At 70.5% G+C, this 25,518-nt stretch carries 24 protein-coding genes; 14 read left to right on the top strand and 10 right to left on the bottom strand.

The genetic code is table 11. The features are described from left to right. Positions 1-46: 46 nt before the first annotated feature. Entirely contained in the window at positions 47-997 is a 951-nt protein-coding gene (locus ACTWQN_RS09840; RefSeq protein WP_443203056.1) for a zinc-binding dehydrogenase, read from the top strand. A gap of 7 nt (positions 998-1,004) precedes the next feature. Here ACTWQN_RS09840 and ACTWQN_RS09835 read toward each other — a convergent pair whose 3' ends face one another. Both ACTWQN_RS09835 and ACTWQN_RS09830 read right to left on the bottom strand, forming a co-directional pair. Then, positions 1,005-1,190, bottom strand: coding sequence for a hypothetical protein (locus ACTWQN_RS09835; protein ID WP_443203055.1), 186 nt, complete (start codon positions 1,188-1,190; stop codon positions 1,005-1,007). A 126-nt stretch (positions 1,191-1,316) separates the two neighbouring features. Further along, positions 1,317-2,144: an IclR family transcriptional regulator gene (locus ACTWQN_RS09830; protein ID WP_443203054.1), complete on the bottom strand. Its 828-nt coding sequence runs from the start codon at positions 2,142-2,144 to the stop codon at positions 1,317-1,319. A 187-nt stretch (positions 2,145-2,331) separates the two neighbouring features. Between ACTWQN_RS09830 and ACTWQN_RS09825 the strand changes: the two genes are divergently transcribed. The 3 genes from ACTWQN_RS09825 to ACTWQN_RS09815 all read left to right on the top strand — a co-directional run bounded on the left by ACTWQN_RS09825 (position 2,332) and on the right by ACTWQN_RS09815 (position 5,845). Further along, positions 2,332-3,288 (top strand): DUF1177 domain-containing protein, encoded by a 957-nt coding sequence (locus ACTWQN_RS09825; protein ID WP_443203053.1) that lies wholly within the window; start codon positions 2,332-2,334, stop codon positions 3,286-3,288. A gap of 212 nt (positions 3,289-3,500) precedes the next feature. Then, entirely contained in the window at positions 3,501-4,439 is a 939-nt protein-coding gene (locus tag ACTWQN_RS09820) for a nitroreductase family protein (RefSeq protein ID WP_443203052.1), read from the top strand. A 365-nt stretch (positions 4,440-4,804) separates the two neighbouring features. Then, positions 4,805-5,845: a VIT1/CCC1 transporter family protein gene (locus ACTWQN_RS09815; RefSeq protein WP_443203051.1), complete on the top strand. Its 1,041-nt coding sequence runs from the start codon at positions 4,805-4,807 to the stop codon at positions 5,843-5,845. 4 nt (positions 5,846-5,849) lie between these two features. Here the strand turns inward: ACTWQN_RS09815 and ACTWQN_RS09810 are convergent, their stop codons facing one another. After that, entirely contained in the window at positions 5,850-6,842 is a 993-nt protein-coding gene (locus ACTWQN_RS09810) for an aldo/keto reductase (protein WP_443203050.1), read from the bottom strand. A gap of 97 nt (positions 6,843-6,939) precedes the next feature. Further along, positions 6,940-7,257, bottom strand: a complete 318-nt coding sequence (locus ACTWQN_RS09805; protein ID WP_443203049.1) for a GNAT family N-acetyltransferase — start codon at positions 7,255-7,257, stop codon at positions 6,940-6,942. A gap of 178 nt (positions 7,258-7,435) precedes the next feature. Between ACTWQN_RS09805 and ACTWQN_RS09800 the strand changes: the two genes are divergently transcribed. From ACTWQN_RS09800 to ACTWQN_RS09765, 8 genes are all read left to right on the top strand, one after another. Further along, positions 7,436-8,434: a pirin family protein gene (locus ACTWQN_RS09800; protein WP_443203048.1), complete on the top strand. Its 999-nt coding sequence runs from the start codon at positions 7,436-7,438 to the stop codon at positions 8,432-8,434. Positions 8,435-8,791: 357 nt separating this feature from the next. After that, the gene (sbnA, locus tag ACTWQN_RS09795; RefSeq protein WP_443203047.1) at positions 8,792-9,778 is read left to right on the top strand and encodes a 2,3-diaminopropionate biosynthesis protein SbnA; all 987 of its coding nucleotides are present in this window, start codon (positions 8,792-8,794) and stop codon (positions 9,776-9,778) included. Positions 9,779-9,793: 15 nt separating this feature from the next. Next, positions 9,794-9,973, top strand: coding sequence for a hypothetical protein (locus ACTWQN_RS09790; protein WP_443203046.1), 180 nt, complete (start codon positions 9,794-9,796; stop codon positions 9,971-9,973). Next, positions 9,973-11,697, top strand: coding sequence for an IucA/IucC family protein (locus ACTWQN_RS09785; RefSeq protein ID WP_443203045.1), 1,725 nt, complete (start codon positions 9,973-9,975; stop codon positions 11,695-11,697). Before ACTWQN_RS09790 ends, ACTWQN_RS09785 begins: the two co-directional genes overlap by 1 nt. Positions 11,698-11,737: 40 nt before the next feature. Continuing rightward, complete coding sequence (locus ACTWQN_RS09780) at positions 11,738-13,372, top strand: IucA/IucC family protein (RefSeq protein ID WP_443203044.1); 1,635 nt, start codon at positions 11,738-11,740, stop codon at positions 13,370-13,372. A gap of 133 nt (positions 13,373-13,505) precedes the next feature. Then, positions 13,506-15,263 carry an IucA/IucC family protein gene (locus ACTWQN_RS09775; protein WP_443203043.1) on the top strand — a complete coding sequence of 586 codons (1,758 nt, stop codon included), beginning with the start codon at positions 13,506-13,508 and terminating at the stop codon, positions 15,261-15,263. A gap of 63 nt (positions 15,264-15,326) precedes the next feature. After that, complete coding sequence (locus ACTWQN_RS09770; protein ID WP_443203042.1) at positions 15,327-16,520, top strand: type III PLP-dependent enzyme; 1,194 nt, start codon at positions 15,327-15,329, stop codon at positions 16,518-16,520. A 261-nt stretch (positions 16,521-16,781) separates the two neighbouring features. Continuing rightward, positions 16,782-18,167, top strand: a complete 1,386-nt coding sequence (locus ACTWQN_RS09765) for an amidase (RefSeq protein ID WP_443203041.1) — start codon at positions 16,782-16,784, stop codon at positions 18,165-18,167. Between the two features lie 18 nt (positions 18,168-18,185). Here the strand turns inward: ACTWQN_RS09765 and ACTWQN_RS09760 are convergent, their stop codons facing one another. The 3 genes from ACTWQN_RS09760 to ACTWQN_RS09750 all read right to left on the bottom strand — a co-directional run bounded on the left by ACTWQN_RS09760 (position 18,186) and on the right by ACTWQN_RS09750 (position 20,300). Next, the gene (locus tag ACTWQN_RS09760; protein WP_443203040.1) at positions 18,186-18,518 is read right to left on the bottom strand and encodes a hypothetical protein; all 333 of its coding nucleotides are present in this window, start codon (positions 18,516-18,518) and stop codon (positions 18,186-18,188) included. Positions 18,519-18,603: 85 nt separating this feature from the next. Beyond that, positions 18,604-19,554 carry a threo-3-hydroxy-L-aspartate ammonia-lyase gene (locus ACTWQN_RS09755; protein ID WP_443203176.1) on the bottom strand — a complete coding sequence of 317 codons (951 nt, stop codon included), beginning with the start codon at positions 19,552-19,554 and terminating at the stop codon, positions 18,604-18,606. A 101-nt stretch (positions 19,555-19,655) separates the two neighbouring features. Beyond that, positions 19,656-20,300, bottom strand: a complete 645-nt coding sequence (locus ACTWQN_RS09750; protein WP_443203039.1) for a TetR/AcrR family transcriptional regulator — start codon at positions 20,298-20,300, stop codon at positions 19,656-19,658. Positions 20,301-20,413: 113 nt separating this feature from the next. Between ACTWQN_RS09750 and ACTWQN_RS09745 the strand changes: the two genes are divergently transcribed. Then, positions 20,414-21,418, top strand: a complete 1,005-nt coding sequence (locus tag ACTWQN_RS09745) for an NADP-dependent oxidoreductase (protein ID WP_443203038.1) — start codon at positions 20,414-20,416, stop codon at positions 21,416-21,418. A 122-nt stretch (positions 21,419-21,540) separates the two neighbouring features. Here the strand turns inward: ACTWQN_RS09745 and ACTWQN_RS09740 are convergent, their stop codons facing one another. The 3 genes from ACTWQN_RS09740 to ACTWQN_RS09730 all read right to left on the bottom strand — a co-directional run bounded on the left by ACTWQN_RS09740 (position 21,541) and on the right by ACTWQN_RS09730 (position 24,137). Continuing rightward, positions 21,541-22,341, bottom strand: coding sequence for an SDR family oxidoreductase (locus tag ACTWQN_RS09740; protein WP_443203037.1), 801 nt, complete (start codon positions 22,339-22,341; stop codon positions 21,541-21,543). A gap of 49 nt (positions 22,342-22,390) precedes the next feature. Beyond that, the gene (locus ACTWQN_RS09735) at positions 22,391-23,011 is read right to left on the bottom strand and encodes a hypothetical protein (protein ID WP_443203036.1); all 621 of its coding nucleotides are present in this window, start codon (positions 23,009-23,011) and stop codon (positions 22,391-22,393) included. A 169-nt stretch (positions 23,012-23,180) separates the two neighbouring features. Further along, the gene (locus ACTWQN_RS09730; protein WP_443203035.1) at positions 23,181-24,137 is read right to left on the bottom strand and encodes a formylglycine-generating enzyme family protein; all 957 of its coding nucleotides are present in this window, start codon (positions 24,135-24,137) and stop codon (positions 23,181-23,183) included. Between the two features lie 111 nt (positions 24,138-24,248). Here ACTWQN_RS09730 and ACTWQN_RS09725 point away from each other — a divergent pair, with 111 nt between their 5' ends. Further along, positions 24,249-25,421 carry a fumarylacetoacetate hydrolase family protein gene (locus tag ACTWQN_RS09725; RefSeq protein ID WP_443203034.1) on the top strand — a complete coding sequence of 391 codons (1,173 nt, stop codon included), beginning with the start codon at positions 24,249-24,251 and terminating at the stop codon, positions 25,419-25,421. Positions 25,422-25,518: the final 97 nt, after the last annotated feature.

Raw genomic sequence — 25,518 nt, 5'->3', positions numbered from 1 at the left:
TTAGAGTCTGCTGCCGGTCGGCTGTCTAGGCGCGGGAGGGTGCCGGATGTGGGCTTATGCGTTGACCGCGCCAGGACGGCTTTCCCGTTGCGAGACAGCGGATTTCGCCGTCGCCGAGCTCCCACCCGGCGAGGTGGTCGCGCGACTGCTGGCCGGTGCGATCTGCGGCAGCGATCTGCCGAACTTCCGCGGACACGGGCTGACCGAGCGGCAGCTGCCCGGATACCCGCTGCACGAAGTGGTCGGTGAAGTGGTCGCCAGCACCGCGCCAGACATCGAGGTGGGTGCTCGCGTCGTCGGCTGGGCCGGCGGTTTCCAGGGATTGGCGGAGTACTTCACCGCTCGGGCCGAACAGCTCCACGTGCTGGACTCCCCGCTGGACGACGTGCCCGCCACCGTCGTGCAGCCGCTGGCCACGGTGCTCTGCGCGTTGCAGCGGGTGCCCGAGATCGCCGGGCGCAGCGCCGCGGTGATCGGCCAGGGCCCGCTCGGATTGCTGTTCAGCCACGTGCTGGGCGCCCAGGGTGCGAGCCGGGTGATCGGCGTCGACCGGGTAGATCGTGCCGATGTGGCCGACAAGTTCGGTGTCACCGAGCCGGTTTGGGACACCTCGCAGCGCTGGGCGCAGCAGCTCTCCGATGCGGCCCGGCCGGACATCGTGGTCGAGGCGGTCGGACACCAGGCGGCCACGCTCAACGACGCGATCGCGGCACTGGCGCCGGGCGGCGTCCTGTTCGCCTTCGGGGTGCCCGACGACGACCACTACTCGGTGGCCTTCCGGCAGCTGTTCCGCAAGAACGCCACGCTGGCCGCCGGGGGGACCACCAACTGGCGGTACTGGCTGGCGCTCGCCGAGGCGTACCTGCACGAGCATCCGGACTTGGCCGACAACTACATCACCCACGTTTTCGGTGTCTCCGAAGCGCAGCAGGCGTTCGAGCTGGCCGCGACACCGGCCCGGGGCCGGTTGAAGGTGGCGCTGCGGCGCGAGGACTGACCGAGCATCAGGAGCCCTGGAACAGGTGCTGGAAGAACGTGGTCAGCGAGTTGACCATGGTGGTGATCGCCGCGATGAGCAGGTCCCAACCGGCGCGCACCACGCTCGCCGCACCGACCGGATCGCGCACCAGCAGCGAGCCGCCGACGAGCACCAGCAGCGCCACGATCACGATCACGGCCTTGCGGTTCATGAGATCAGCCTCCGTCGTCGGGCCACCCTCGATGCCGACGAGACCCTACCGGGCGCAGGCGTACCGGCCCCCAACCGACCGGCGGATCGCTGATCATGGCCAGTCGCCGATCACGGCAGTCGCCGATCACCGGTGGTGGCCGCGGCGGCGTCCGGGAAAGGACCTGGGCAGCGGCCTGGTCAACCGCGAGCTGATCCGCGCGCTGGTCTCCTGCAACAGCGGCACCCACTCGGTGGGCGCGGGCTGGTGGTGCTCGAACTGCCAAGCCAGGCTCAGGCTTCCGTAGGGCTCGTCGCGGAGGAAGATCGGCACCGCGAGGGTCGCCGCGCCGCGGTCGTATTCGCCCGCCGTGTAGGCCCAGCCCGCGGCGCGGATGTCGGCGAACTGCCGCTCCAACACCGCCAGGTCGGTCACGGTGTGCTCGGTGAAGCGGGCCAGCGGCCGGTCGGTGAAGATCTGGGACCGCTGCTCGGCGGGCAGGAAGGCGTAGAAGGACTTGCTGGTGGCCCCCGCATGCGCCGGGAAGAGCTCGTTGGTCAGCGGATACTCCCGCAGCGTCCCTTCGGCGCCGGCCACCGCCACCACACACCGCATGTGCGCGCTGTCCGGCAGCGCCAGCAGCACGTTGTGCCCGGTTTCCTCGGCGAGCTCGGTCAGCAGCGGCCGCGCCAGGATCTCCAGCGCGCCCGCCTGGTCCCACATCCGCCCGAGGTGCAGAGCCGCCGGGCCGATCCGATACCGGCGGCTCGCGGTGTCCTGCACCAGGAATCCGCGGTGGGCCAGCGTCGCCAGCAGCCGCTGCGCGATCGAGGTGTGCAGACCGAACTCGGCGGCCACCTCGGTGACCCCCCATTCCGGTCGGTTGCGGTCGAAGGCGAGCAGCACCTGCAACGCGCGGTCCGCGGTCTGCGGCAGGCCCGGCGGCGTGCGGCGCTCGGTTTCGAGACCAGGCATGACTCCATTTTGCAGATAACGGGATTTCCTTGCTCGTTCTGGCGTTGGTAGCGCACGGTAATCACAAGGCGGTCGTCGGGGTCACTCGATCGGAGGCATCGGCGTCCGCCGCCCCAAGTTTTGGCCGTGAGCACGGGTGGCCCCCCGTCTCGCCCGGTGCTCACGGCCCCTTCCTGGAAGGTCTCGGATGCTCAAGCATGTCCTGGACGTGGTGGAACTCCTCGACGACCCGAAGGTGACCGGCGCCGCTGTGGTCGCTTACCTCGACGAGGTCGCCGGGGAGACCGGGTTGGCGTCGAGCACCACCGTCCCCGGTGACAACAAGGGCACGACCGACTTCGTGCAGGTCCGCATCCCCGGCGCACAGGGCCGCGCCGGTGGTGGCGACGCCCCGACGCTGGGTGTGGTGGGCCGCCTCGGTGGCGTGGGCGCTCGCCCGGAGGTGATCGGCTTCGTCTCCGACGGTGACGGCGCCGCGGCGGCCATCGCGACCGCGGCGAAGCTGCTGTCGATGCGGGCTCGCGGTGACGTCCTGCCCGGTGATGTCGTGATCAGCACCCACGTGTGCCCGGATGCTCCCACCCGGCCGCACGACCCGGTGCCGTTCATGGACTCCCCGGTGGGCATCGCCACCATGAACGCCCACGAGGTCACCGACGACATGGACGCGGTGCTGTCCATCGACACCACGAAGGGCAACCGGGTCATCAACCACAAGGGGCTGGCGCTGTCGCCGACGGTCCGGCAGGGCTGGGTGCTTCGGGTCGCGGACCGGCTGGGCACCCTGCTGGAGACCGTCACCGGCGAGCCGCTGGTGACCTACCCGGTGACCACCCAGGACATCACCCCGTACGGCAACGGCGTTTACCACATCAACTCGATCCTGCAGCCCGCCACCGCCACCGACGCGCCGGTCGTCGGGCTGGCGATCGTGGCCGCGACCGCCGTGCCCGGCTGCGCCACCGGGGCAAGCCACGAGATCGACATCGCTGCCGCGGCCCGCTTCGCGGTCGAGGTCGCCAAGGAGTTCGGTGCCCGCGAGCTGGCCTTCCACGACCAGGCCGAGTTCGACCACCTGCTGGCCCGCTACGGCTCGCTCGCGCACCTGCAGACCATGGGAACCGCACCGACCGAAGCGCGATGAACGCGGGCTGGCGAACCCGCTGGCCACGGCCTCGCGCACCGCGCCGCTCGTGCCGCCCCCCGATCCCGCGTGCCGTGACTTTGGCCTCTGGCGCGATCAGTGCGCCCGTGCGAACGATGGTGTGGTTCCGGAGTTCGTTAGGTCGTGGTGCTGGTGTTCGGTTCGATCATCGGGAGGCGTCCGCGAGGAGCGCGACGCTGGCTCAATGACGGGTGGCTGCCGCGCCTGCCTCGCCGCGTCCGGCGGCTGCTGGCGCTCGGATGATGCGCAACGCCGCTCCGTCGTATGACACCGTGTGCTCGGCGCTGTCCTTGGCCAGCCGGGCACCCTCGGTGCACAACTGCCAACCGTGGCGGTGGCTGCTCGCCGAGCGGTCGGTGCAGTTGTTCCTGGACCGGTCCCGGTTGCCCGAGATGCTCGACCCGGCGGCGCGCGCCCAGGTGATCAGCTGCGGTGCCGCGCTGCACCACGTGCGGATCGCTTTCGCATCGTTGGGCTGGCGCGCGCTGATCCACCGGCTGCCGAACCCGGACCAACCCGGCCACCTGGCGTCGATCCAGTTCAGTCCTCGCGACCACGTTGCCCCGGCGATGGTCGCGCTGGCCGGGGTCGCCGCGCAGCGGCGCACCGAGCGGCGGCCCTATCTGCCGGATCCGGTTCCGCCGGAGTTGTTGACGACGCTGCGCGCCGTTGCCGAGACCGAGCACGGCGCACTGGTGCGGGCCGCCGAACACCGCGCGGCCTTGGTGGATGCGGTGAAACGAGCTTCGCGGTACCGGGAGTCCACCGAGTACCAGCGCGCGTTGGTCGATTTCGACGACCCCGAACCGGCGGTCCCGGTGCTGGACGACAAGGCGGTGCTCGCGGTGCTCGCGACCCGCGGCGACCAGGTGGACAGCTGGCTGGCGGCGGGGGAGGCGCTCAGCGCGGTGTCGTTGACCGCGGCCCGCGAAGGCTTGGTGACCTGCCCGCTGAACCACCTCAGCGAGGTCGGCGAGGCGCGCGAACAGGTTCGGGCCACCGTGCTCGACGGCGCTGGACATCCCCAACTGGTGCTGCGCGTGGGTTGGCCGACCGACGTGGAACCGCCGCCGATCATGCCGCGCCGGTTGCTGGCCGACTCGCTGGAACTGCTCCCGCCGCACCACTGATCATCCACAATGGCCATCCACAGTGGACGTAAACTGCGCTGCGGAACGCGCACGGTGACGTCGACGGTCACCGCGGCCGGGGTGCGGGCATCGGCGTGCATCGTCACCTGGAACCGCTGCGGCGTCGCGGACAGCCCGGCGAACAGGGCCGCACGGCGCATGAGAGCTCCATCCTCCGGGCGGTGCGCGAGTGGATTCTCCGGTGCTGCCAACGGTTTTCGAAATTCGATCAACTCCAGGGCGGGGTGCGGCGGCCGTCAACCTGCTGATCGGAGCCGTTTCGAGTGGTGGCCTGCGGGGGCCGCTGGGAGGCTTGGCGGGTGCGGGACGGCGGGGATCGAACGAGCAGGGCCGATGCGCGATCGGTGCGCCGTTGGCGACGGCGGCTCGCCGACGAAGGCGAAGAGGTCAAGGTCTACCGAGAACTGGCCGCCCGGCGCAGCGGCGAGGAGCGGGAGATCCTGCTCGGACTAGCCGAGGCCGAGGAACGGCACGCCGCCTACTGGGAGGAACTGCTCGGCGACGAGGTCGGACCCAAGCGGCGCGGCCAGTTCCGGATGCGGGTGCTGGTGTTGCTGGCCCGCTGGTTCGGCTCGGTGTTCGTGCTCGCCCTGGCGCAACGAGCGGAAAGCCGGACGCCGTACCGCTTCGACCGCGACGCGCCACCGGCCATGGCCGCCGACGAGCGGATCCACGAAGAAGTCGTGCGGGCACTGGCCGCCCGCGGGCGCGCCCGCGTGTCCGGCACCTTCCGCGCGGCGGTGTTCGGCGCGAACGACGGCCTGGTCAGCAACCTGGCGCTGGTGCTCGGCGTCATCGGCGGCAACGTGGCGGTCTCGACGGTGCTGCTGACCGGTCTGGCCGGACTGCTGGCGGGTGCGCTGTCGATGGGCGCTGGCGAGTACATCTCGGTGCGCTCCCAACGGGAACTGCTGGCCGCGGCCGCCCCGAATCCGGAAGCCCGCGCCGTGGTGCCCTATCTCGACGTCGATGCCAACGAACTCGCCCTGGTCTACCGGGCCAGGGGAATGTCCGCCGAGGAAGCGCAGCGCCGCGCGGACGCCCTGCTGCGCGATCCCAAACCGCTGGTGCCGCCCGTGGAGAGTCCCGCCGACGAGCACGAGGTCGTCGGCACCGGTATCCGGGCCGCGGTGTCGAGCTTCATCTTCTTCGCCTCTGGTGCGCTGGTGCCGGTGCTGCCGTTCCTGGTCGGCCTCACCGGCGGTCTGGCGGTGCTGCTCGCGGTGGTGCTGGTGGGCATCGCGCTGATGCTCACCGGCGCCACGGTCGGCGTGCTCTCCGGCGCGGCCCCGCTGCCCCGCGCCCTGCGACAACTCGGCATCGGCGCGGGAGCAGCGGCGGCGACCTACCTGCTCGGGTTGGTCTTCGGCGCGGTCGCCGGGTGAGCGATCACCGGTCCAATCGGGCCATTCCGGCGGGCGTGTAGCGCTCACCGGCGGCGGCGCCGGGCGGGAACTGCGCGGACAGCTCCGCCACGACCACCGGGTCCAGCGCGGTGGTGGCCGCGGCGATGTTGTCCTTGACCCGCTCGATGCGGCGGCTGCCCGGAATCGGCACCACGTCGTCGCCCTGTGCGAGCAGCCAGGCCAGCGCGAGTTGCGCCGGGCTGATCCCCAGCGCCTCGGCCCGCTCCCGCAGCGGCCGGGTCAGCTCGATGTTGTGGCGCAGGCTTTCTTCCTGGAAGCGCGGGTACCGCTGCTTGCGCACCGCCAGGTTCTCCACGTCCGAGATGTCGCTGAAGGCGCCGGTCAGCACGCCGCGACCCAGCGGTGAGTACGCGACGAGCGCGACGCCCAGTTCCCGCAGCGCGGGCACTAGGTCGGCCTCCGGGTCGCGGGTGAACAACGAATACTCCTGCTGCACCGCGGCGATCGGGTGCACCGCGTGGGCGCGGCGCAGCGTGTTGGCGCTGATCTCGGACAGGCCCAGGTGGCGCACCTTGCCCGCCTGCACCAGTTCGGCCAGCGCGCCGACGGTCTCCTCGATCGGCGTGGTCGGGTCGAGCCGGTGCAGGTAGTAGAGGTCGATGTGGTCGGTGCCCAGCCGGGAGAGGCTGGCGTCCACGGCTTGGCGCACGTACTCGGGTCGGCCGCCGCCGCTGTCCTTGTTGGCGCCGAACTTGGTGGCCAGCACGACCTCGTCGCGGCGCTTGGCGAGCAGACCGCTGATCAGCTTCTCGTTGTGCCCTTCGCCGTAGACGTCGGCGGTGTCCAGGAAGTTCACCCCGAGGTCGAGCAGGTCGCCCAGCAGCCGGGCCGACTCGGTGTCGTCGGCGGTGCCGTACACCCCGGACAGACCCATCGCGCCGTAGCCGATGGCGCTGACCTGGGGGCCGCTGGAGCCCAGTTGACGACGGGGCAGAGGCGGAGTGACTTGAGACACTTGCGGGCTCCGATCACTGAGGTTGGCTAACGGTCTGCCGCCAGCCTAGTACTCCCACGCCGTCCGGTTCAGCATCTGGACAGGCCACAGTGGACGGTCAGAGCTTGAAAGCCGCTCGCTTGTCGGCGGGAACGAGGTCCAGGTAGTCCTCGTGCTTGCTGATCCAGCTGCGGACGAACGGGCAGTGCGGCAACACCGCCAGGCCCCGCTGGCGGGCGGCGTCCAACGCGCCGCGCACGAGTGCGCTGCCCATGCCGCGACCTTCGAAGTGCGAGTCGATCTCGGTGTGCAGGAACGCGATCGACTTCTCCGTCAGCCGGTACTCGGTGAATCCGGCCAACTTGCCATCGGCGCGGATTTCGAAGCGGGCGGCGTCGGTGTTGTCGACGATCTCGTTCTGGGTGGAGCTGCTCACGTTTCCTCTCCCGGTGCATCGGCGTCACGTTCGCGAAGCGGCTCAGCCGCCTGGCTTGCTACGCAGGGTCACCGTCGACGGTACTGTCGTCCCGCTCGGTGACCACTGCTGCGAATTGGGTTCAGCAACACGCCCCATCGATTGTGCACGGCGTTGTGCGGTGGGGGAGGCTGGCGCGGTGAGCAACGTGGAACGCGATCCGGCCGAGCTGCACTGCGGTGGCGTGACGACAGCGGCCGAGCCGGAGCACGAACTTCTCGAACCGCGCACGGTGCCGTTGGGCGGCCCCCGGGCGATGCTGGTCAGCCGAACGCTGCCGAACCGCGACCGCCGCATGGTGGGTGCCTGGTGCTTCGCCGATTTCTACGGTCCGACGGACATCGCCGGTCAATCCGGGATGCAGGTGCCACCCCACCCGCACACCGGGCTGCAGACCGTGAGCTGGTTGCTCGACGGCGAGGTGCTGCACCGCGACAGCCTGGGCAACGAGCAGTTGGTGCGACCGGGCGAGCTGAACCTGATGACCGCCGGTTTCGGCATCTCGCACTCGGAGGAGTCGCCGAGCGGGCACGGTCCGGCGCTGCACGGCGTGCAGCTGTGGGTGGCGCTGCCCGGTGCCCAGCGCGATGTCGCGCCGCACTTCGAGCACCACGGTGACCTGCCCGAGCTGGCCACGGCGGACGGCGTGGTGACGGTGCTGATGGGTGAGCTCGCCGAAGCCGAATCACCGGCGCAGGCCTACACGCCGTTGGTCGGCGCGGAGCTGTCGATCACGGCGGGTGGCACGTTGCGGCTCCCGGTGCGAACCGAGTTCGAGCACGCGGTGCTGGCGATTTCGGACGGGATCCTCGTCGACGACCGGCCGCTGGCCGTCGGCAGCATGCTCTACCTCGGACCCGGGCGCCGGGAAGTCCCGGTGCGCGCCGACCGACCGGCGCGGGCGCTGCTGCTTGGCGGCGTCCCGTTCGAAGAGCAGCTGGTCATGTGGTGGAACCTCGTCGGCCGTTCGCACGACGAGATCGCCCAGGCTCGCGCGGAGTGGGAGCACGGTCGCGCCGCGGCCGATCCGGCTGGTCGTTTCGGCGTCGTGCACGGGTACGCCGGTTCCGCGCTGCCCGCCCCTGAACTGCCGAACGTCGAGCTGCGGGCGCGCGGTCGAACCCGCCGGGCGACCTGACCGCGAAGCGGATCACGCCGTCCGGGGCTTTCCGTTGTGGATCAGGCGATGAACTTCGTGCTCGTGCGCCGGTACATAGTGGACCGTTGCGGGTCATGACTGATTGTCCTGGCAAGAACCGGGATTTCCGCTCACGAGCACGTACTGCTCGCCGCGCGGCTGATTCGGGTATTTGCGACAGCGCATCGGGACGCGGGTACTCGGCTGCGGTCTGGAGTTCGGGCTGCCCTGTTCGGGTCAACTTCGCTGCTTTGGTGTGATCGCGACCTCTTGGTGTCGTCCTATTAAGTTAGCCTAACCTTTGCTAACGTTCCGGCTGTCGCTCTGCCCGTTCCGGTCGCCGAGCTGAGGAGACACGTGGCTGTCGTCGACACCCTGCCCGAATCCGTTGCCGAGTCGGTTTTCGAGTGCGTGGGCAATACCCCCGTGGTCGCGCTGAACCGGTTGTTCCCCGAACCCGATGTGGAAGTGCTGGCCAAGCTGGAGCTGATGAATCCCGGCGGCAGCATGAAGGACCGCGCCGCCCGCCACATCGTCGAATGTGGACTGCGGGAAGGCTCGATCGGGCCCGGCAGCCACCTGGTGGAGAGCAGCTCCGGCAACTTCGGGATCGCGCTGGCGATCGCCGCCCGCATCCACGGCCTGCGGTTCACCTGCGTGCTGGACCCCAAAGCCGCCCGGGCGAACGTCGTGATCCTGCGGCACTTGGGCGCCGAGGTGGATGTGGTGACCGAGCCGGACGGCCTGGGCGGTTACCTGCAAACCAGGATCCGGCGCGTGCGGCAGATCCTGGCCAGCTCACCCGGCGCGATCTGGATCAACCAGTACGCCAACGACCGCAACTGGCAGGCGCACTACCACGGCACCGGCGCCGAGCTCGCCGCGCAACTGGTCCACCCGCCTTCGCACCTGTTCGGCGCGGTGAGCACCACCGGCAGCATCCTCGGCTGCTCCCGCCGGTTGCGGGAGAGCTTCCCCCAATTGCGGGTGGTCGCGGTCGACGCGGTCGGCTCGGTGATCTTCGGCGCGCCGCCCGGGCCGCGCGAGGTGCCCGGCATCGGCGCCAGCCGGGTGCCAGAACTGCTGGCCCCGGCCGAAATCGACGACGTCGTGCACGTCAACGACTTCGAGACCGCGATGGGCTGCCGGGACCTGCTGGCCGCCGAAGGCATCTTCGCCGGCGGATCCACCGGCGCCGTGGTGGCGGCCATCCGCCGGGCGCTGCCCAGGTTTCCGCGCCCCTGCCGGGTGGTCGCGGTGTTCCCGGATCGCGGCGACCGCTACCTCGACCTGGTTTACGACGACGACTGGCTCGCCGCCGCCCGGCAGCGCTGCTCGAACTGACGACGAGGAGATCCGGTGCCCACCGAGCGAGCCCCGAAGCCGCGCTACCCCGGCCGAGGTGCGGTCCCGGCCGTCCGCGACGGCGCAGCCGCGCTGCCCGAGATGTCCATTGTGGATTTTCCCGAGGGCGTGCCGCGCGGCGCGGACCGGCGGCCGACGGGCCGGGGCGTCGGCACTCGGTCGGAGCTGCGTTGATGGGCGTCGAACCGGCCGAACTGGTGATGCGGGACCTCATCGACGCGCTGCTGCAGGAAGACCTGGTCGAGTTCGGCACCTGCGTCGAGCCCGACCAGCCCGAGGGGCTCGACGGTGCGCAGTGGTGCCGGATGAAGGTGCCGACCGGATGGCTGAGCTGCCGGGTCCGTCCCGGCGGCCGACTGCAGCGCTACCGGTACGCCACCGGCCCGGTCTGGTACGCCGTAGACGGCGCGCCGCCGCGGTCGATTTCGCCGCCCGAACTGCTACTGGCGGCCTGCGGTGAGTTCGCGGCGGCCGACGACGCGGCCGAGGACGTGCGGGCATCGGTAGCGCACGCCGCGGCGCTGCTCGACCAGCGGGCCGGACTCGACCTCGCCCCGCAGGCCGGGGAGTTGCTGGCGGGCGAACGGTTGTCAGCGACCCGCAACCGCCCGTTCCACCCGACGGCGCGCGCCGCATCGGGCTGGTCGGCGGCCGAGCTGACCTGCTTCGGGCCGATGCGCGCGGAACCGCTCGGCCTGGACTGGGTGGCGGTGCGACGCGACCGGCTGCGCTTCGGCGGCGGGCCCGACTCGCAGCGGATGTCCGAGCTGATCCTCGACCCGGCGGCGCACCAGGAGCTCGAAGACGTGCTGGCGCACACCGCCGCCGTCACCGATGAGTTCTTGGCGGTGCCGGTGCATCCCTGGCAGTTCGACCACGTGCTGCCGACCCAGTTCACCGGAGAACTGGCCAGCGGTGCGGTGATTCCGCTGGTGCGCGGGCTCGGCCGGTTCCACCCCACCGCCTCGATCCGCACCCTGACCACCGCACCGGAGACGGCGCGGCACGTCAAACTGCCGCTCGGGGTGGCCACGCTGGGGGCGACGCGGTTGCTGCCGCCGCGCTACCTGGCCAACGCCGAACGCGCCCAGGAGAGCATGCGGGAACTGACCGACCGGGATCCCGTGCTGCGCCGCCGGGTCCTGCTCTGCGACGAGCGGATCTGGTGCGGTTGGCACGATCCCGCCGACGAGTTCGGCGACCGGCCCGGCCAGCTCGCCGCGCAGGTGCGGGTTTATCCCGAACTGGACGGATTGGCGTTGCCGATGGCCGCGTTGGCGGCGCACGAGTGGGGCGTGCTCGCCCCGGTGCTGTCGCAGCGGTTCGACCCGGTCGGTTTCTTCCGGCAGCTGGCGAGGGCGTTCTGCGAGGTCGGGTTCGGCTTCCTGCGCCACGGCGTGCTGCCGGAACTGCACGGGCAGAACGTCGTGGTCACGCTGCGGGGCGGGACGGTGGACCGGTTCGTGCTCCGGGACCACGACACGCTGCGGCTGTACCCGCGGTGGATGCGGGCGGCCGGAACGCGGGATCCGCGGTACGTGATCAAACCCGGTGCGCCGCAGTCGTTGCGGCTGGACTCCGCGGAAGCACTGGTCGGCTACTTCCAGACGTTGGGTTTGCAGGTGAACCTCTACGGCATCGCCGACGCGCTGTGCCGCCACTTCGGCCTGGCCGAAGAAGCGCTGTGGTCGCAACTGCGCGCGGCGGTGCTCGACTGCCTGCCACCGCTGCCCAAGCCCGTCGCCGAGGTCTTGCGCGCCCGGTTGCTGGACGCCGCGATGTGGCCGAGCCGGACCGTGCTCGGACCGCTGTTGAGCCAGGGCCGTGCCGCCGGGGTGAGCATGCCCGCCGGTACCGGATCCGTGCCGAACCCGCTGCTGGGCGAAGCGGTGGGCTAGGCCCGACATGCCAGTGCGTTGGGTGCGAGAAGGTGTTGCGGTGAATGAGGTTCTGGCTCGGGCCGCGGCGCGGCAGCGGCTGCTGAACGCGCTGGTGCGGGAAACCGGCGCGGAAGCGGTCGACGACCTGGTGCGGATCCCGCTGCGCGCAGCGGCCGGTGCGCTGGTCGCGGTGCTGCGCTACCGCTCCGAGTTCGGCCACCACACCTACCGCGGCGACCCGCTGCGGGAACTGCCCGGCGGTGACCGCGTTCCGATCGGCCACGACGAGTTCGTGGCGCTGGTTGCCGATGAGCTCGCCGCGCACAGCGGCGAAACCGGATCCAAGGCCGCGTTCATCGACCAGGTCACCAACAGCACCGCTCGGTCGGCGCGTTACCTGGCCCGCGATCCGGGCCCCCAGCCGACCGATCCACCGGGCAGCACGCGATTCGCCGAGCAGTCGGTGCTGTTGGGGCATCCGTTCCACCCGACGCCGAAGAGCGCGGAAGGGTTCAGCGACCGCGAGCTGGACCGCTACGCCCCGGAACTCGGCGCGTCCTTCCAACTGCACTACCTGGCGGTGGCCGCCGAATTGGTGGTCGAGGAACGCATCGCCGACGGGCCGTGGATCCCGCCGGAGGTCCAGGAGAAGGCCCGCGCCGCGTTGCGCGCGGGCCAGGCCGACCACGTGCTGCTGCCGGTGCACCCCTGGCAGGCGGCGCACCTGGGCAGGCATCCCGAGGTCAGGGCGCTGATCGAGGCGGGCGAGCTGGTGCCGCTGGGCCCGCTGGGCGAGGCGGTGTACGCGACGTCATCGGTGCGCACCGTGTGCGATCCCGGCTTCCCAACGGTGTGGAAACTGCCGTTGCACGTCCGCATCACCAACTTCATCCGCAACAACCCGGTGGAACACCTGCGCAGGGCCGTCGACGCCGCCCGGCTGATCGGCACGGCAGCCCGCGGATGGCGGCACGACGGGTTCGAAGTGCTGCTGGAAACCGGGTACCGGACGGTTGATCCAGCCGTGGTCGGGGAGCTGACCGGCGATTTCGCGGTGCTCTTCCGGCGGTTTCCGTTCGTCGGATCGGCGCTGGCGCCGCAGGTGCTCGCCGGGCTCCTGGAGGACCGGCCCGGCGGCGTCCCGGTGTTGGTGGATCTCGTGGCGCGGGCGGGCGGCTTGTCCGTCGACCACGTCGCCGCGTGGCTGCGGGAATACCTGCGGATCTCCCTGGCGCCGCTGCTGGCGGCGTTCACCGACGACGGCATCAGCTTCGAGGCGCACGTGCAGAACTGCCTGCTGCACACCGAGAACGGGTGGCCGCGGCGCTTCTTCGTCCGGGACATGGAAGGCACCAGCGCCAGCCGTGCGCGGGTTCGACTCGACGGTCTGCCGCCGGACAGCCCGGCGCTCTACGACGACGCCGAGGCCTGGATGCGGTTGCGGTACCACTTCATCACCAACCACCTCGGCCACCTGGTGCACGTGCTGGGCCGCCACACCCCGGCGGGGGAGCGGCGGTTGTGGGCCGTGGTCCGGGACTTCGTCCGCGAGTGCCCCGGCCGGTATGCCGCCGAACTGGTGAGATCACCAGTGCTGCCCGCGAAGGCGAACCTGCTCAGCCGCTTCGCCGAACGCGGCGAACGCCCGCTGTACGTCGACGTCCGCAACCCGATGTGCGAGGTGAACCGATGACACCCCCTGTATCAACTTCAATCCTCCCGAACCGCACCTCAGGGGAACGTGACGCAAGCCAGCCACAAGAAACCATGAAACGGAAGATTGGGTTGGGCGCGACCACAACTGTGAAATGCGGAGAGGCGGACCAGTGACCGCGGAGCTGGTGCGCGCCGCGCTGACCGCCCCGAGCTTCCAGACCGTGCGGCGCCGGGTGTTCCGCCAGCTCGTTTCCTCGCTGGTGTACGAAGGCGCGCTGCGCACCCGGCGGGACGGCGACGAGCACGTCGTGGCCGGGGTGGACTCGGCCGGTCGCGCGGTCCGCTACTCGTTCCGCGCGGTGCGCCGGTTCGGCTTCGACCGGGTCAGCCTGACTTCGGAGGTCCGCCGCGGCGATCGGGAAGCGGAATCGGTCAGCGGATTCCTCGCCGAAGTGCGCGGATCCCTGGACACCGACCCGGATCACCTCGCGGGCTTCGCGCGGGAACTGGAGGAAACCCTGTTCAAGGACGCGCTGGCCGAACACGTCCGCATCCAGCGGCGGACCGATCTGTGCACCGCCGACTACGACACCCTGGAATCGGCCATCACCGACGGGCACCGCTACCACCCCACCTACAAATCGAGGCTGGGCTTCGACGCCGCCGACAACATCGCCTACGGCCCGGAGTTCGCGCAAGCGGTGCGCCCGCTGTGGCTGGCCGCCCACCGCGGCATCACCGAAGTAGCCGCGTCCCGAACGGTCGACGACCAGTACGTGACCGACCAGCTGGGCGCAGCGGCGACGACCTTCCGGCGGCGCATCGCGGAAACCGGCGGCAACCCGCAGGACTACGCGCTGGTACCGGTGCACCCATGGCAGTGGCGGGAGCGGATCGCCCGCGCGTTCACCGACCAGCTCAGCAGCGGCGCGCTGATCCCGCTCGGCGAAGACCCGCACGAATACGTCGCACAGCAGTCGATCCGCACCATGGCCTGCCGCGACGATCCGGGGCGGCCGTACCTGAAACTGTCCATGTCCATTGTGAACACTTCGACCAGCCGCGGGCTCGCCGCGCACACCGTGCGCAACGCGCCCCGGATCACCGACTGGTTGCGCGACGTGGTCGACGGTGACGAGCTCCTGCGCGACGAGCTCCGCCCCATCCTGCTCGGCGAAGTGCTCGGCGTGTCGGTGAATCCGGACGCCGGACCGCTGCAGGCGGACACCTACGGCGCGCTGGCCTGCATCTGGCGGGAAAGCCTGCATCGACACCTCGCGCCGGGCGAACGCGCTGTGCCGTTCACCGGGCTGACCGCGTGCCGGGTCGACGGCACGCCGCTGATCGACCCGTGGGTGCGGGAAGCGGGCGTGCCGGCATGGGTGCGCCGGATGGTGCGGGTCAGCGTCCTGCCGCTGGTGCACCTGCTGTGCCGACACGGCATCGCGTTGGAATCGCACGCGCAGAACATGGTGCTGGTGCACCGGGGCGGCGAGCCGAGGAGGGTGGCGCTCAAGGACTTCCACGACGGGGTGCGCTTCTCCCGCGAACACCTGGCCGCGCCCGATCTGTGCCCGGAGCTGGCCGGGACACCAGCGCACCACGAGAACCGGAACTCGTTCGTCGAAACCGACCAGCTCGGTCTGGTCACCGACTTCCTGCTGGACGCGTTCTGCTTCATCAACCTGGGCGAGTTCGCGATGTTCCTGGCCGACCACTACGAATTCGGCGAACGGTCGTTCTGGCGGCTGGTGCGCGACGAGATCCGCGCCTACCAACAGCGGTTTCCGGAACTGGCCGACAGGTTCGCGCTTTTCGACGTGTTCACCCCTAACATCGAGGTGGAGAAGTTGACCACCCGTCGTCTGCTGCCGGACACCGAACTCCGGCTGCACACCGTGCCGAACCCGCTCGCCGAGGTGGACTGATGCCGCGCAGCAACAGCTCCGCCTGGTCCGGCGGAGCCGCCCTCGACGACCATTGGGGTAACGTTGCGTGATCAGCTGAGCAAAATCGTGCAGGACAGCGTCGGCGGCGAACCGGTCTGCCTGTTCGCCTACGACCTGGACCAACTCACCGAACACGTTCGGACCACGGTCGAATCGCTACCGCCGCGCTGCCGGATGTTCTACGCGATGAAGGCCAACAGCGCCGATCGGCTGCTGCGGGCACTCGCGCCGCTGGTCGCCGGTTTCGAAGTCGCCTCCGGCGGCGAACTCGCCAAGGCGCGCGCCGTCGGCGCGACCACCCCGGTGATCTTCGGCGGTCCGGCCAAGACCGCCGCGGACATCGAGCAGGCATTGGTGCAGGACGTCCTGCGGCTGCACGTGGAAAGCGTGCTGGAACTGCACCGGATCTCCGAGGCCGCCACCAGGCTCGGCCGCACCGCGGACGTGCTGCTGCGGGTCAACCTCGCGGGCCCGTTCCCCACCGCGACCCTGGCGATGGCCGGTCGCCCCACCCAGTTCGGCATCTCCGAAGAAGCGCTGCCCGAGGCGGTCGCCACCGCGCAAGCGCTGCCGGGGGTCCGGCTGGTGGGATTCCACCTGCACTCGCTGTCCAACAACCTCTCCGCGCCCGCGCACCTGGACCTGCTGGACCACTACCGGCGCACGGTGTCGGGTTGGGAGCGGGAGTTCGGGATCCGCTGCGAGGTGCTCAACGTCGGCGGCGGCATCGGGGTGAACTACGCAGCGGTGGCCGAGCAGTTCGACTGGGCCCACTTCACCCGCGAACTGCCCGCCGTGATCGACGAATTCCCGCGGCACTGGCGGGAAATCGACTTCGAGTGCGGCCGGTACCTGGTCGCCGAGTGCGGCCAGTACGCGGTCGAGGTCATGGACGTCAAACGCAACCACGGCGTGGACTACGTGCTGGTGCGCGGCGGCACCCACCACTTCCGGCTCCCGGTGTCCTGGCAGCACAGCCACCCGTTCACCGTTGTGCCGGTGGAGCAGTGGTCGTCGAGTGCGCCACGCCCCGAACTGCGGGACACGCCCGTCACCGTGGTCGGCGAGCTGTGCACACCCAAGGACGTCCTAGCCCGCGACGCGTTCGTGACGCGGGTGCGGCCCGGCGACGTGCTGGTGTTCAGCCACGCCGGGGCCTATGGCTGGGAGATCTCACACCACGACTTCCTCAGCCACCCCCACCCAAACCAACTCTGCTACGGCGACACCGCCTGACCGCGCCTTGGTGAAGAGCCGCGCCGCAACGGAACTCGGGTCGCGCGGTTCACCTGGGCGGGGCAGGAGTCTTCGTCGTTGCGAACCCGCGCCGGTGGTGTGCGTGTTGGGCGAGGGGTTGGGGTGGGGCAGAGGTTGGTGGTTAAGTCAATGGACGGTTTGCGCGGCTTCGTGGTGTGGTGCGGACACCTTGCCAACTTTCCCGGTGGTGCGGATCTGGTCGAGACTCGGGGTTTGGGTCGCGAGCGAGGAGAACGTGGCATGGCGGAGCTGGCTGATCTATCGGCCGTGGATCTGGTGTCGGCGTACCGGGCGGGCGAGACCTCGCCCGTCGAGGTCATCGATGCGGTGCTGGACCGCGTCGATTCCTGCGAATCCAAGGTGTGCGCCACCTATGCGCTGGATCCCGAGGCGGCGCGCGAGGCCGCGCGGGCCTCGCAGCGGCGCTGGCGCGGCGGCGCACCCGCCGGGCCGGTCGACGGAGTGCCGGTGACCGTCAAGGAGAACATCGCCACCCGGGGAACCCCCGTGCCGCTTGGCACGGCGGCCACCGAACTGGTCCCGGCCAGGGACGACGCCCCCGCGGCCGCGCGGCTGCGGGAAAGCGGCGCGGTGATCTTCGCCAAGACCACCATGCCGGACTACGGCATGCTCACCTCGGGCGCCTCCAGCTTCCACCAACTGGCCCGCAATCCGTGGGACCTGACCCGCACCCCGGGCGGTTCCAGCGCCGGTGCGGGCGCGGCCGCCGCGGTCGGGTACGGCCCGCTGCACGTCGGCACCGACATCGGCGGTTCGGTTCGGCTGCCCGCCGGGTGGTGCGGGGTGGTCGGCCTCAAACCCAGCTTCGGCCGGATCCCGGTCGACCCGCCGTATGCCGGTCGGGCCATCGGCCCGCTGACCCGCACGGTCGCCGATACCGCGCTGTTGACCTCGGTGCTGTCCGCGCCGGATGCCCGCGACCACACCTCGCTGCCGCCCGCCGACCTCGACTGGACGCGGCTGGACGGCAAGGTTCGCGGCTTGCGCATCGCCCTGCTGCTCGACCACCGGGTCGGCCTGCCGGTCGAACCCGCGATCACCGCCGCCGTCACCGCCGCGGCGCAGCTGTTCGAAACGGCCGGTGCGGCGGTGGAACCGATCGATCCGTTCCTGTCCCGCGAGATGCTCGACGGCATGAACCTGTTCTGGCGCTTCCGGTCCTGGACCGACATCGCGGCGCTGCCACCGGAGCGCCGCGCCAAGATCCTGCCGGGCATCGCGCAGTGGGCGACCAGCGCCAAGGACGTTTCCGCCGCCGAGGTCTTCCACGGCTACAGCCAGATGGATGCGATCTCGGCGGCGGCCAACCGGGTGACCCGCGACTTCGACTACGTGCTGTCCCCGGTGGCGGCGATCCCGCCGTTCCCGGCGGAGCAGGCCTATCCGACCAACGACCCGATGCGTCCGTTGGAGCACATCGCGTTCACGCTGCCCTACAACATGTCCGGGCAACCGGCCGTCTCGGTCAACTGCGGCTGGACCCCGGCGGGGCTGCCGATCGGCCTGCAGATCGCGGGCAAGCGCTTCGACGACCTGGGCGTGCTCCGCCTGGCCCGCGCCTACGAACAGCTCCGGCCCGCGCAACGCCCGTGGCCGACCGTGTGACCTGCTTGCCGTCGCGGTTCAGCGGGCGGCGCGTCGGTGCGAGCGTCGCCTGCCGCGCAGGATTTGCCCGAAGAAAAGCGTCACCGCACTGGCCAGCGCGGTGCCGCCCATGATCATCATGAGTATCGCGCCCACGGCGATGTTGAAGAAGTGCTCATCGAGATCGACAGGGGTCGCGGCGCCGACGTCCCGGCCGCTGAAGATCACCCGGCAGGTCTCGTCCGGTGACGGAGTGCACGGCGGCTCGTAGTTGATCAGCGCTTCCAGCGGGAACCCGATCGCCGCGGCACCCCCGATCGCCATGAGCGGTGTGAGGACCAGGACCGACGCAGGCGCTCTGCGCTGAGACATCAACACCCCACGCATCTCGATCAAGCTGCTCGGCACCGATTGTGCCGCGCCGTGCTCGGGCTGGCGCCCGTCGATCCCGCGCCGGTCAGGCGCCGAGCAGGTCGGTGAAGCGCGGCAGCCCGATGTTGCCGCCGGAGATCACCACGCCGATACGCGGTGGCGGGGTGATCCGCCCGGCCAGCAGGGCCGCGATGCCGACCGCACCGCTGGGTTCGATCACCAGCTTCAGCCGCTCGAAGGCCAAGCGCATCGCCGACCGGATCTCGTCGTCGCTGACCAGCACGATCTCGTCGACCAGCCGCTGGTTGACCGAGAAGGTGAGCTCGCCGGGGGTGTCGGCGGCGAGGCCGTCGGCGATGGTGCGGGCCACCGGGATCGTCACCCGCTCACCCGCTGCCAGCGATCGCTTCGTGTCGTCGGCGGAGTCCGGTTCGACGCCGACGACGCGGATTGCCGGGTTGAGCGCCTTGGCCGTCGTCGAGCACCCGGCGATCAGCCCGCCACCGCCGACCGGAACGAGCAGCGCGTCCAGCGGACCGGTCTCCTCCAGCAGCTCCAGCGCGGTTGTGCCCTGCCCGGCCATCACGTGCGGGTGTTCGTAGGGCGGGATCAGCGTCAGCCCGCGGTCGGCGGCGAGCCGCTGGCCGAGAACCTCCCGGTTCTCGGAGTAGCGGTCGTAGGTGACGACCTCGGCGCCGTAGCCGCGGGTCGCGTCCAGCTTCGCCGTCGGCGCGTCCTCCGGCATCAGGATCACGGCGGTGGCGCCGAGCAACCGGCAGGCCAGCGCGACCGCTTGGGCGTGGTTGCCGGAGGAGTACGCCGCCACGCCGCGACTGAGCTGTTCCGGGCTCAGCCGGGAGATCGCGTTGTAGGCGCCGCGGAACTTGAACGCGCCCATCCGCTGGAAGTTCTCGCACTTCAGGAAGACCTCGGCGCCGACGAGTTCGTTCAGCGTGCTGGAGGTGACCACTGGCGTGCGGTGCGCAACGCCGTCCAGACGCTTCGCCGCGTCCCGCACGTCGTCCACGGTCACGATCTCGCTCACTGGCGCCCCTTCCGGTCGACATTCGACACCGATGATATGGCGCACGAACCACCGGTGGCTGTGGCGTTCGACAACTGTCTACATTGGACGAATCACCAGGCGTGCGGGTCATCGCCCCAGCGCTGCGGAATTCCGGTGGTGGCGAGGTCGATGGCCGCTTCGACGAGCTCGACCATTCGCGCCAGGTCGCGGCCCGGATCGGCGCACGTCGCCTGCAGGCCGATGCGCAGCGCGGCGCAGACCATCCCGACGAGCACCCGCGGGCGCAGATCCGTCGCCGGGTCGACGCCCTGCCGCGCGGCGATCTCGACGGTCAGCCGCTCCTCGTTGTTCGCCAGGCGGCGCAGGTTGCCCGCCAGCAGCGACGGCGTGTTGGTGATCAGGTGCTGGACCCGGAGGAACCGCCCGACGCCGTCGCCGGAGGCCGACTCCCGCACCATGTCCAGCGCCGCGTGCCGCAGCGCGGCCAGCGGCGGTTCGTCCGCGGGCCGAGCGGTGAGCGCATCCAGCATCAAGTCGTCGAATTCGGCGCCCTTGGCCAGTGCGAGGTCCTCCTTGCTGGCGAAGTAGCGGAAGAACGTGCGCGAGGAGACCTCCACCTCGGCGGTGATCTCGTCGATGGTCGTCGCCTCGTAGCCCTTCGTCAGGAACAGGTCCAGGCCCGCGTCGAGCAGGGCGGTCCGCGTGCGCTGCTTCTTGCGGGCGCGCAGGCCGTTCTGGTTGCTCGGGGCGCTCATGGCGACCATTGTGCCATTGCGACAGGTGGAGACATAAGTCATTGGTTGACAATTGGCACTGATTGACACTTTCTGTATCGTCGGTGGCGATCGGTATCGGCGAAGGAGTTTCAATGAGCAACGGCCTGGAAATCCGCCTCGCGTCCCGCCCGAAGGGTTGGCCGACGCTGGAGAACTTCGACATCGTCGAGGTCGAGACACCGCAGCCCAGCGAAGGGCAATTGCTGGTGCGCAACCTGGTGATGAGCGTCGATCCGTACATGCGGGGCCGGATGAACGCGGGCAGGTCCTACGTGCCGCCGTACGAGGTGGGCCAGGCGATGTACGGCGGAGCGGTCGGCGAGGTCGTCACCGCCAATGCCGAGGGGTTCGAACCCGGTGACGTCGTGTTGCACAACCTGGGCTGGCGCGATTACGCGGTGGTCGACGCCAAGCACACCACCAAGGTCGACCCGCAGGCCGCGCCGCCCGGTGCCTACCTCCACGTGCTCGGCATGCCCGGCCTGACGGCCTACGTCGGCTTGGTCGACGTCGCCGAGCAGCAGGAAGGCGACGTGGTGTTCGTCTCCGGTGCGGCGGGCGCGGTGGGTTCGTTGGCCGGGCAGATCGCCAAGCTGCGCGGCGCGTCCCGGGTGATCGGCAGCGCCGGGTCCGCGGAAAAGGTCCGCTACCTCATCGAGGAAGTCGGCTACGACGCCGCGTTCAACTATCACGACGGCCCGGTCGTCGAGCAGCTCAAGGACGCCGCGCCGGAGGGCATCGACGTCTACTTCGACAACGTCGGCGGGGAGCACCTGGAGGCGGCCATCTACGCGCTCAACGACTTCGGCCGGGTCGCCGAGTGCGGCATGATCTCGCAGTACAACAACGCCACGCCACAACCCGGCCCGAACAACATGTCCATGCTGGTCAGCAAGCGGCTGAAGTTGGAAGGCTTCATCGTGACCGACCGCGCCCACCGCAAGGACCAGTTCATCGCCGAGGTCGGCGGCTGGCTGCGCGAAGGCAGGATCAACTACCGCGAAACGGTCGTCGAGGGCCTCCGAAACGCCCCCGAAGCCTTCCTCGGCCTCCTACGCGGCGAGAACACCGGCAAGATGCTCGTCAAGATCGCCTGACCACGATCGGATGGTGAGTGAAGGGCACCTTTTACCAAGTAAGTTGGCGAAAGGTGCCCTTCACTCCTCACTGGAACGGGTTGCGCGTCCGGGGACGGGGTGGTTGAGGTCGGCGGGGATGTTCAGTCGCCGGGGTGGGCGTGTAGCCACTCGTCCCAGGTGGTCTTGCCGCGACGGCCGCCCGGGCAGGTCATGTCGGCGGCGATCCGGCGCAGCCGTTTCGGTGCCGCGACGTTGAACACCCGCCGGGTCCGCCCGCGGGCGGACTGCCAGGTCCGCACCGCTTCGCGCAGGCTGAGCACCTCCGGGCCGCCGTAGTCCTCGCGCCGACCTCCGGCGCCGTTGCGGATGCATTCGGTGAGATATTCGGCGAAATCGCGCGCGTCGACGGGCTGGACCGGCAGCGCGCCGGGCAGCGGCAGCACGGGCAGGCGCATCGCGCGGCCCAGCATCCGGTCCAGCAGCCAGTGGAACAGGGTGGCGCGAGCGATCGACCACGGCACGTCGGCGACGCTGACGAGCTCTTCGGCGGTGTGCTTCAGCCGCAGGTAGGGCATGGTCGGCCGGTCCACGCCGACGATGGAGACGTACAGGAAGTGCTGGACCTTGGCCGCGGCGGCGGCTTCGAGCAATCGGCTGGTGCCGTCGACGTCGACATCGGGCGGGCTGCGCCAGAAGTCGACGGGATGCGCGAAACCGCGCTGCGCGGTCGGTGACCAGGTGGCCGCGTGCACCAGGGTGTGGGCGTCGGCGACCGTTTCGGGCACACCCTGCCCGGTGGCCAGATCGCCCTGCACCCACTCCACTTCGGGATCGGTGCCGGGTCGGCGGGTCAGGATCCGCACCTGGTGCGTGGGTTTGAGCAGCCGCACCAGTTCGCTGCCCAGGTGTCCGGTTCCCCCGGTGATCGCGACCGTGTCCATGTCGGCACCCCCGGATCAACTGTCCCACCGGGGTGCCTGGGCCGCGAGGTTAGCGGTGCTCCAGCAGCGGGCCGGTGAGGCCGTTCAGGACGTCGCCGATCGCGGGCAGCAGGCCCGGCCGTTGGGGCCCGGGACCGCTGGGCGGGGTCGGCTGCGGCTCGGGCTGCGATGGCGGAGCGGTTTCGCTGGGCTCGTCCGAGGGCTGCGGCGGGGCGGACGGCTGGGGCTGCGCGACGGGCTGCGGGGACTCGGACGGCTGGGGCTGCGCGGACTCCTCGGCAGTCGGCTTCGGCTTCGACTTGGTGGTGGTCTTCGAGGTCTTGGCCGCCGCAGCCTGCTCGGTGGCCTGGGGCTTCGTCGCCGCGGGTTCGGTGGTTTCGCTGGCGGCCAATCGCGGTTGCGGCGCCGTCGGGGCGGCCAGGTCCGGCACGGTCGTGGCGACCTCGGGTGCGAGCAACTGGGCGGCGGGCTGGGCCGCCGCCTGCGGAGCTGGTTGCGGGGCGGCCACCGGTGACCCTTGCGTGCCGTAGTGCGCACTGCTGACCGCGATAACCGTGAGGAACACCGCGACCGCGTAGCCGATCACGCGAGGGGGAGTGGCGTGCTGCCACGATTTGGGTTCTTCCCGCCGGTGGCGACCGCGGGTGCGGGCCCGCGGCAACGACGACATGCGCACTTCTGTCACCCCACCTGTCGGCTGGAAGGACTGTCCACGACCGGTATCACCCGAACGAGTGATGACGGCCGGTCGCACCCTACGTCACGGTCCGGTCGCGCCGCCAGCCCCCGGGTGTGCCGATTTGCAAGATCGTCACTGGTCAGCGGGGTGGGGGCGGTGCTCAGCCGTCGGTGACCACGCGGAAGCCGAGGTTGCCGCCGGAGCTGTCCGGCGTGTTGCTGGTGCGGGCGCCCAACCGGTAGCGGTTGCAGTAGGAGTGGTGGCACAGGTACGAGCCGCCGCGCATCACCTTCGCGTCGCCGTCCGGCGGTCCCGTCGGGTTGGTCACCGGGGCCGCATCGTGGTCGGTGCGCCACCAGTCCGCGCACCACTCCCAGACGTTCCCGGCGACGTTGTAGAGCCCGAAACCGTTGGGCGCGAAGGCATCCACCGGTGCGGTGCCGCGATAACCGTCCTCGGCGGTGTTCTTGACCGGGAACCGCCCCTGCCAGATGTTGCACATGTGCTGACCGTCCGGGGTCAGGTCGTCACCCCACGGGTACCGGCTGCGGGACCGGCCGCCGCGCGCCGCGTACTCCCACTCCGCCTCGGTCGGCAGTCGAGTACCCGACCAGCGGCAATAGGCGACCGCGTCGTGCCAGGACACGTGCACCACCGGATGATCCGCGCGATCCGCCGAGGTGGAACCGGGTCCTTCCGGTGCCCGCCAGTGCGCGCCCTCGACCCCGCACCACCACGGCGTCTGCTGCGGGCGGGGTGAGATCTTGCGCAGCGCGCCGGGCAGGAACCCGGCGAAGACGTAGGACCAGCCGAACCGCTCGGCATCGGTGACGTAGTCGGTCGCATCGACGAATTCGGCGAAGGTGGCGTTGGTCACCGCGTGCACGGCGACCCGCAGTGGCGGCAGCTCGACCTGCCGGATCGGGCCTTCGGCATCGGCGGCGAAGCCGTCGGCATCATCGCTGCCCATCTCGAACACGCCGCCCGGCAACCGCACGAACTCGGCCGCGCTGACCGCCTCCGACGCGGGTGCCGGTGAACTCCGCGCGAGTGGCGCGCCGCCGCCCAGGTCAGCTCTGGTCGGACCGCAGCAGCCGGAGTGTTGGGAACCCGTCACGGGCCAACCGTAAACCGCACGGCCCAGCACGGGTGCGACCTGTCGGTCGAACCCGTGCGTCCGCTTCGACGGGTATCTTGTCGATCAACGCTGATCGCGAGGTGTGTTTTGGTGAAGCTGCTCAATGATGCCTTCGACGTCCTGCCCACCGACCGGGTCGCGGCCACGCTGGTCGGCCGGGTGCACGACCCCGACGAGTCCGGGCCCGCCATCGTGGCGGTGCGCGGCGAGGAACTGGTGGACCTCACCGGCGTCACCCCGACGCTGACCGACCTGCTGGAACACCCCGAACCGGCCGAACTCGCGCGCACCGCGACCGGGCGCAAGAGCTGGTCGCTGGCGCAGGTGCTGGACAACTCGCTGACCGGCGGCGCGGGACCGCGCCTGCTGGCGCCCGCCGACCTGCAGGTGCTCAAGGCGGCTGGGGTGACCTTCGTCAAGAGCATGCTGGAGCGGGTGATCGAGGAACGCGCGGGTGGCGACGTGCGGCGCTCTGCCGAGATCCGCACCCAGGTGGAGGAGGCGATCGGCGGCACCCTGGCCACCGTCGTGCCCGGCTCCGAGCAGGCGCAGTCGGTCAAGGAAGTGCTGGTGCGCGACGGGCTCTGGTCGCAGTACCTGGAGGTCGGGCTCGGACCGGACCCGGAGATCTTCACCAAGGCACCGCTGCTGGCCGCGGTCGGCACCGGGGCCGACGTCGGCATCGCGGCCGGATCGGAGTGGAACAACCCGGAACCCGAGGTAGCACTGGCGATCCGCTCCGACGGCCGGATCGTCGGCGCGACGCTGGGCAACGACGTCAACCTGCGCGACGTCGAGGGCCGCAGCGCGCTGTTGTTGCCGAAGGCCAAGGACAACAACGCTTCGGCGTCGCTGGGGCCGTTCCTGCGGCTGTTCGACGACGGGTTCGGACTCGATGACGTGCGCACCCTGGACCTTCGGCTGGAGGTCGTCGGCGAGGACGGGTTCGTGCTCGATGGGCTGAGCTCGATGCGGGAGATCAGCCGCGACCCGCAGGACCTCGCCCGCGCCGCGCTCGGCCGCCACCACCAGTACCCGGACGGCCTGATCCTCTACACCGGGACGCTGTTCGCGCCGACCGAGGACCGCGGCGCGCCGGGCAAGGGTTTCACCCACCACCTCGGCGACGTCGTGCGGATCTCGACCCCGAAGCTGGGCACCCTGGTCAACCGGGTGGCGCATTCCGAGCAGTGTCCGGAGTGGACGTTCGGGGTGCGGGCCCTGCTGGCCAACCTCACCGCGCGGGGCCTGCTGGCGGGATAGCGAAGTGCGGCTTGTGGCTCCGCGAGATGTCGGAGTCCGAGGTAGGCGTAGGCCCGCTCGCGGTCCATGCTGGAGCAGGGCGAGGCGCGCCGCTTCG

The organism is Saccharopolyspora antiqui, from assembly GCF_052246905.1.
Taxonomy (GTDB): Bacteria; Actinomycetota; Actinomycetes; order Mycobacteriales; family Pseudonocardiaceae; genus Saccharopolyspora.
Note: the sequence above shows the minus strand (reverse complement) of the source record. Positions and strands in the feature narration are given on the sequence as shown.

What these genes read in the sequence shown, in the direction of transcription:
- ACTWQN_RS09840 (WP_443203056.1), top strand. Translation starts at nt 47, where the DNA reads ATGTGGGCTTATGCGTTGACCGCGCCAGGACGGCTTTCCCGTTGCGAG.
- ACTWQN_RS09835 (WP_443203055.1), bottom strand. Translation starts at nt 1,190, where the DNA reads ATGAACCGCAAGGCCGTGATCGTGATCGTGGCGCTGCTGGTGCTCGTC.
- ACTWQN_RS09830 (WP_443203054.1), bottom strand. Translation starts at nt 2,144, where the DNA reads ATGCCTGGTCTCGAAACCGAGCGCCGCACGCCGCCGGGCCTGCCGCAG.
- ACTWQN_RS09825 (WP_443203053.1), top strand. Translation starts at nt 2,332, where the DNA reads ATGCTCAAGCATGTCCTGGACGTGGTGGAACTCCTCGACGACCCGAAG.
- ACTWQN_RS09785 (WP_443203045.1), top strand. Translation starts at nt 9,973, where the DNA reads ATGGGCGTCGAACCGGCCGAACTGGTGATGCGGGACCTCATCGACGCG.
- ACTWQN_RS09765 (WP_443203041.1), top strand. Translation starts at nt 16,782, where the DNA reads ATGGCGGAGCTGGCTGATCTATCGGCCGTGGATCTGGTGTCGGCGTAC.
- ACTWQN_RS09760 (WP_443203040.1), bottom strand. Translation starts at nt 18,518, where the DNA reads ATGTCTCAGCGCAGAGCGCCTGCGTCGGTCCTGGTCCTCACACCGCTC.
- ACTWQN_RS09750 (WP_443203039.1), bottom strand. Translation starts at nt 20,300, where the DNA reads ATGAGCGCCCCGAGCAACCAGAACGGCCTGCGCGCCCGCAAGAAGCAG.
- ACTWQN_RS09745 (WP_443203038.1), top strand. Translation starts at nt 20,414, where the DNA reads ATGAGCAACGGCCTGGAAATCCGCCTCGCGTCCCGCCCGAAGGGTTGG.
- ACTWQN_RS09740 (WP_443203037.1), bottom strand. Translation starts at nt 22,341, where the DNA reads ATGGACACGGTCGCGATCACCGGGGGAACCGGACACCTGGGCAGCGAA.
- ACTWQN_RS09735 (WP_443203036.1), bottom strand. Translation starts at nt 23,011, where the DNA reads ATGTCGTCGTTGCCGCGGGCCCGCACCCGCGGTCGCCACCGGCGGGAA.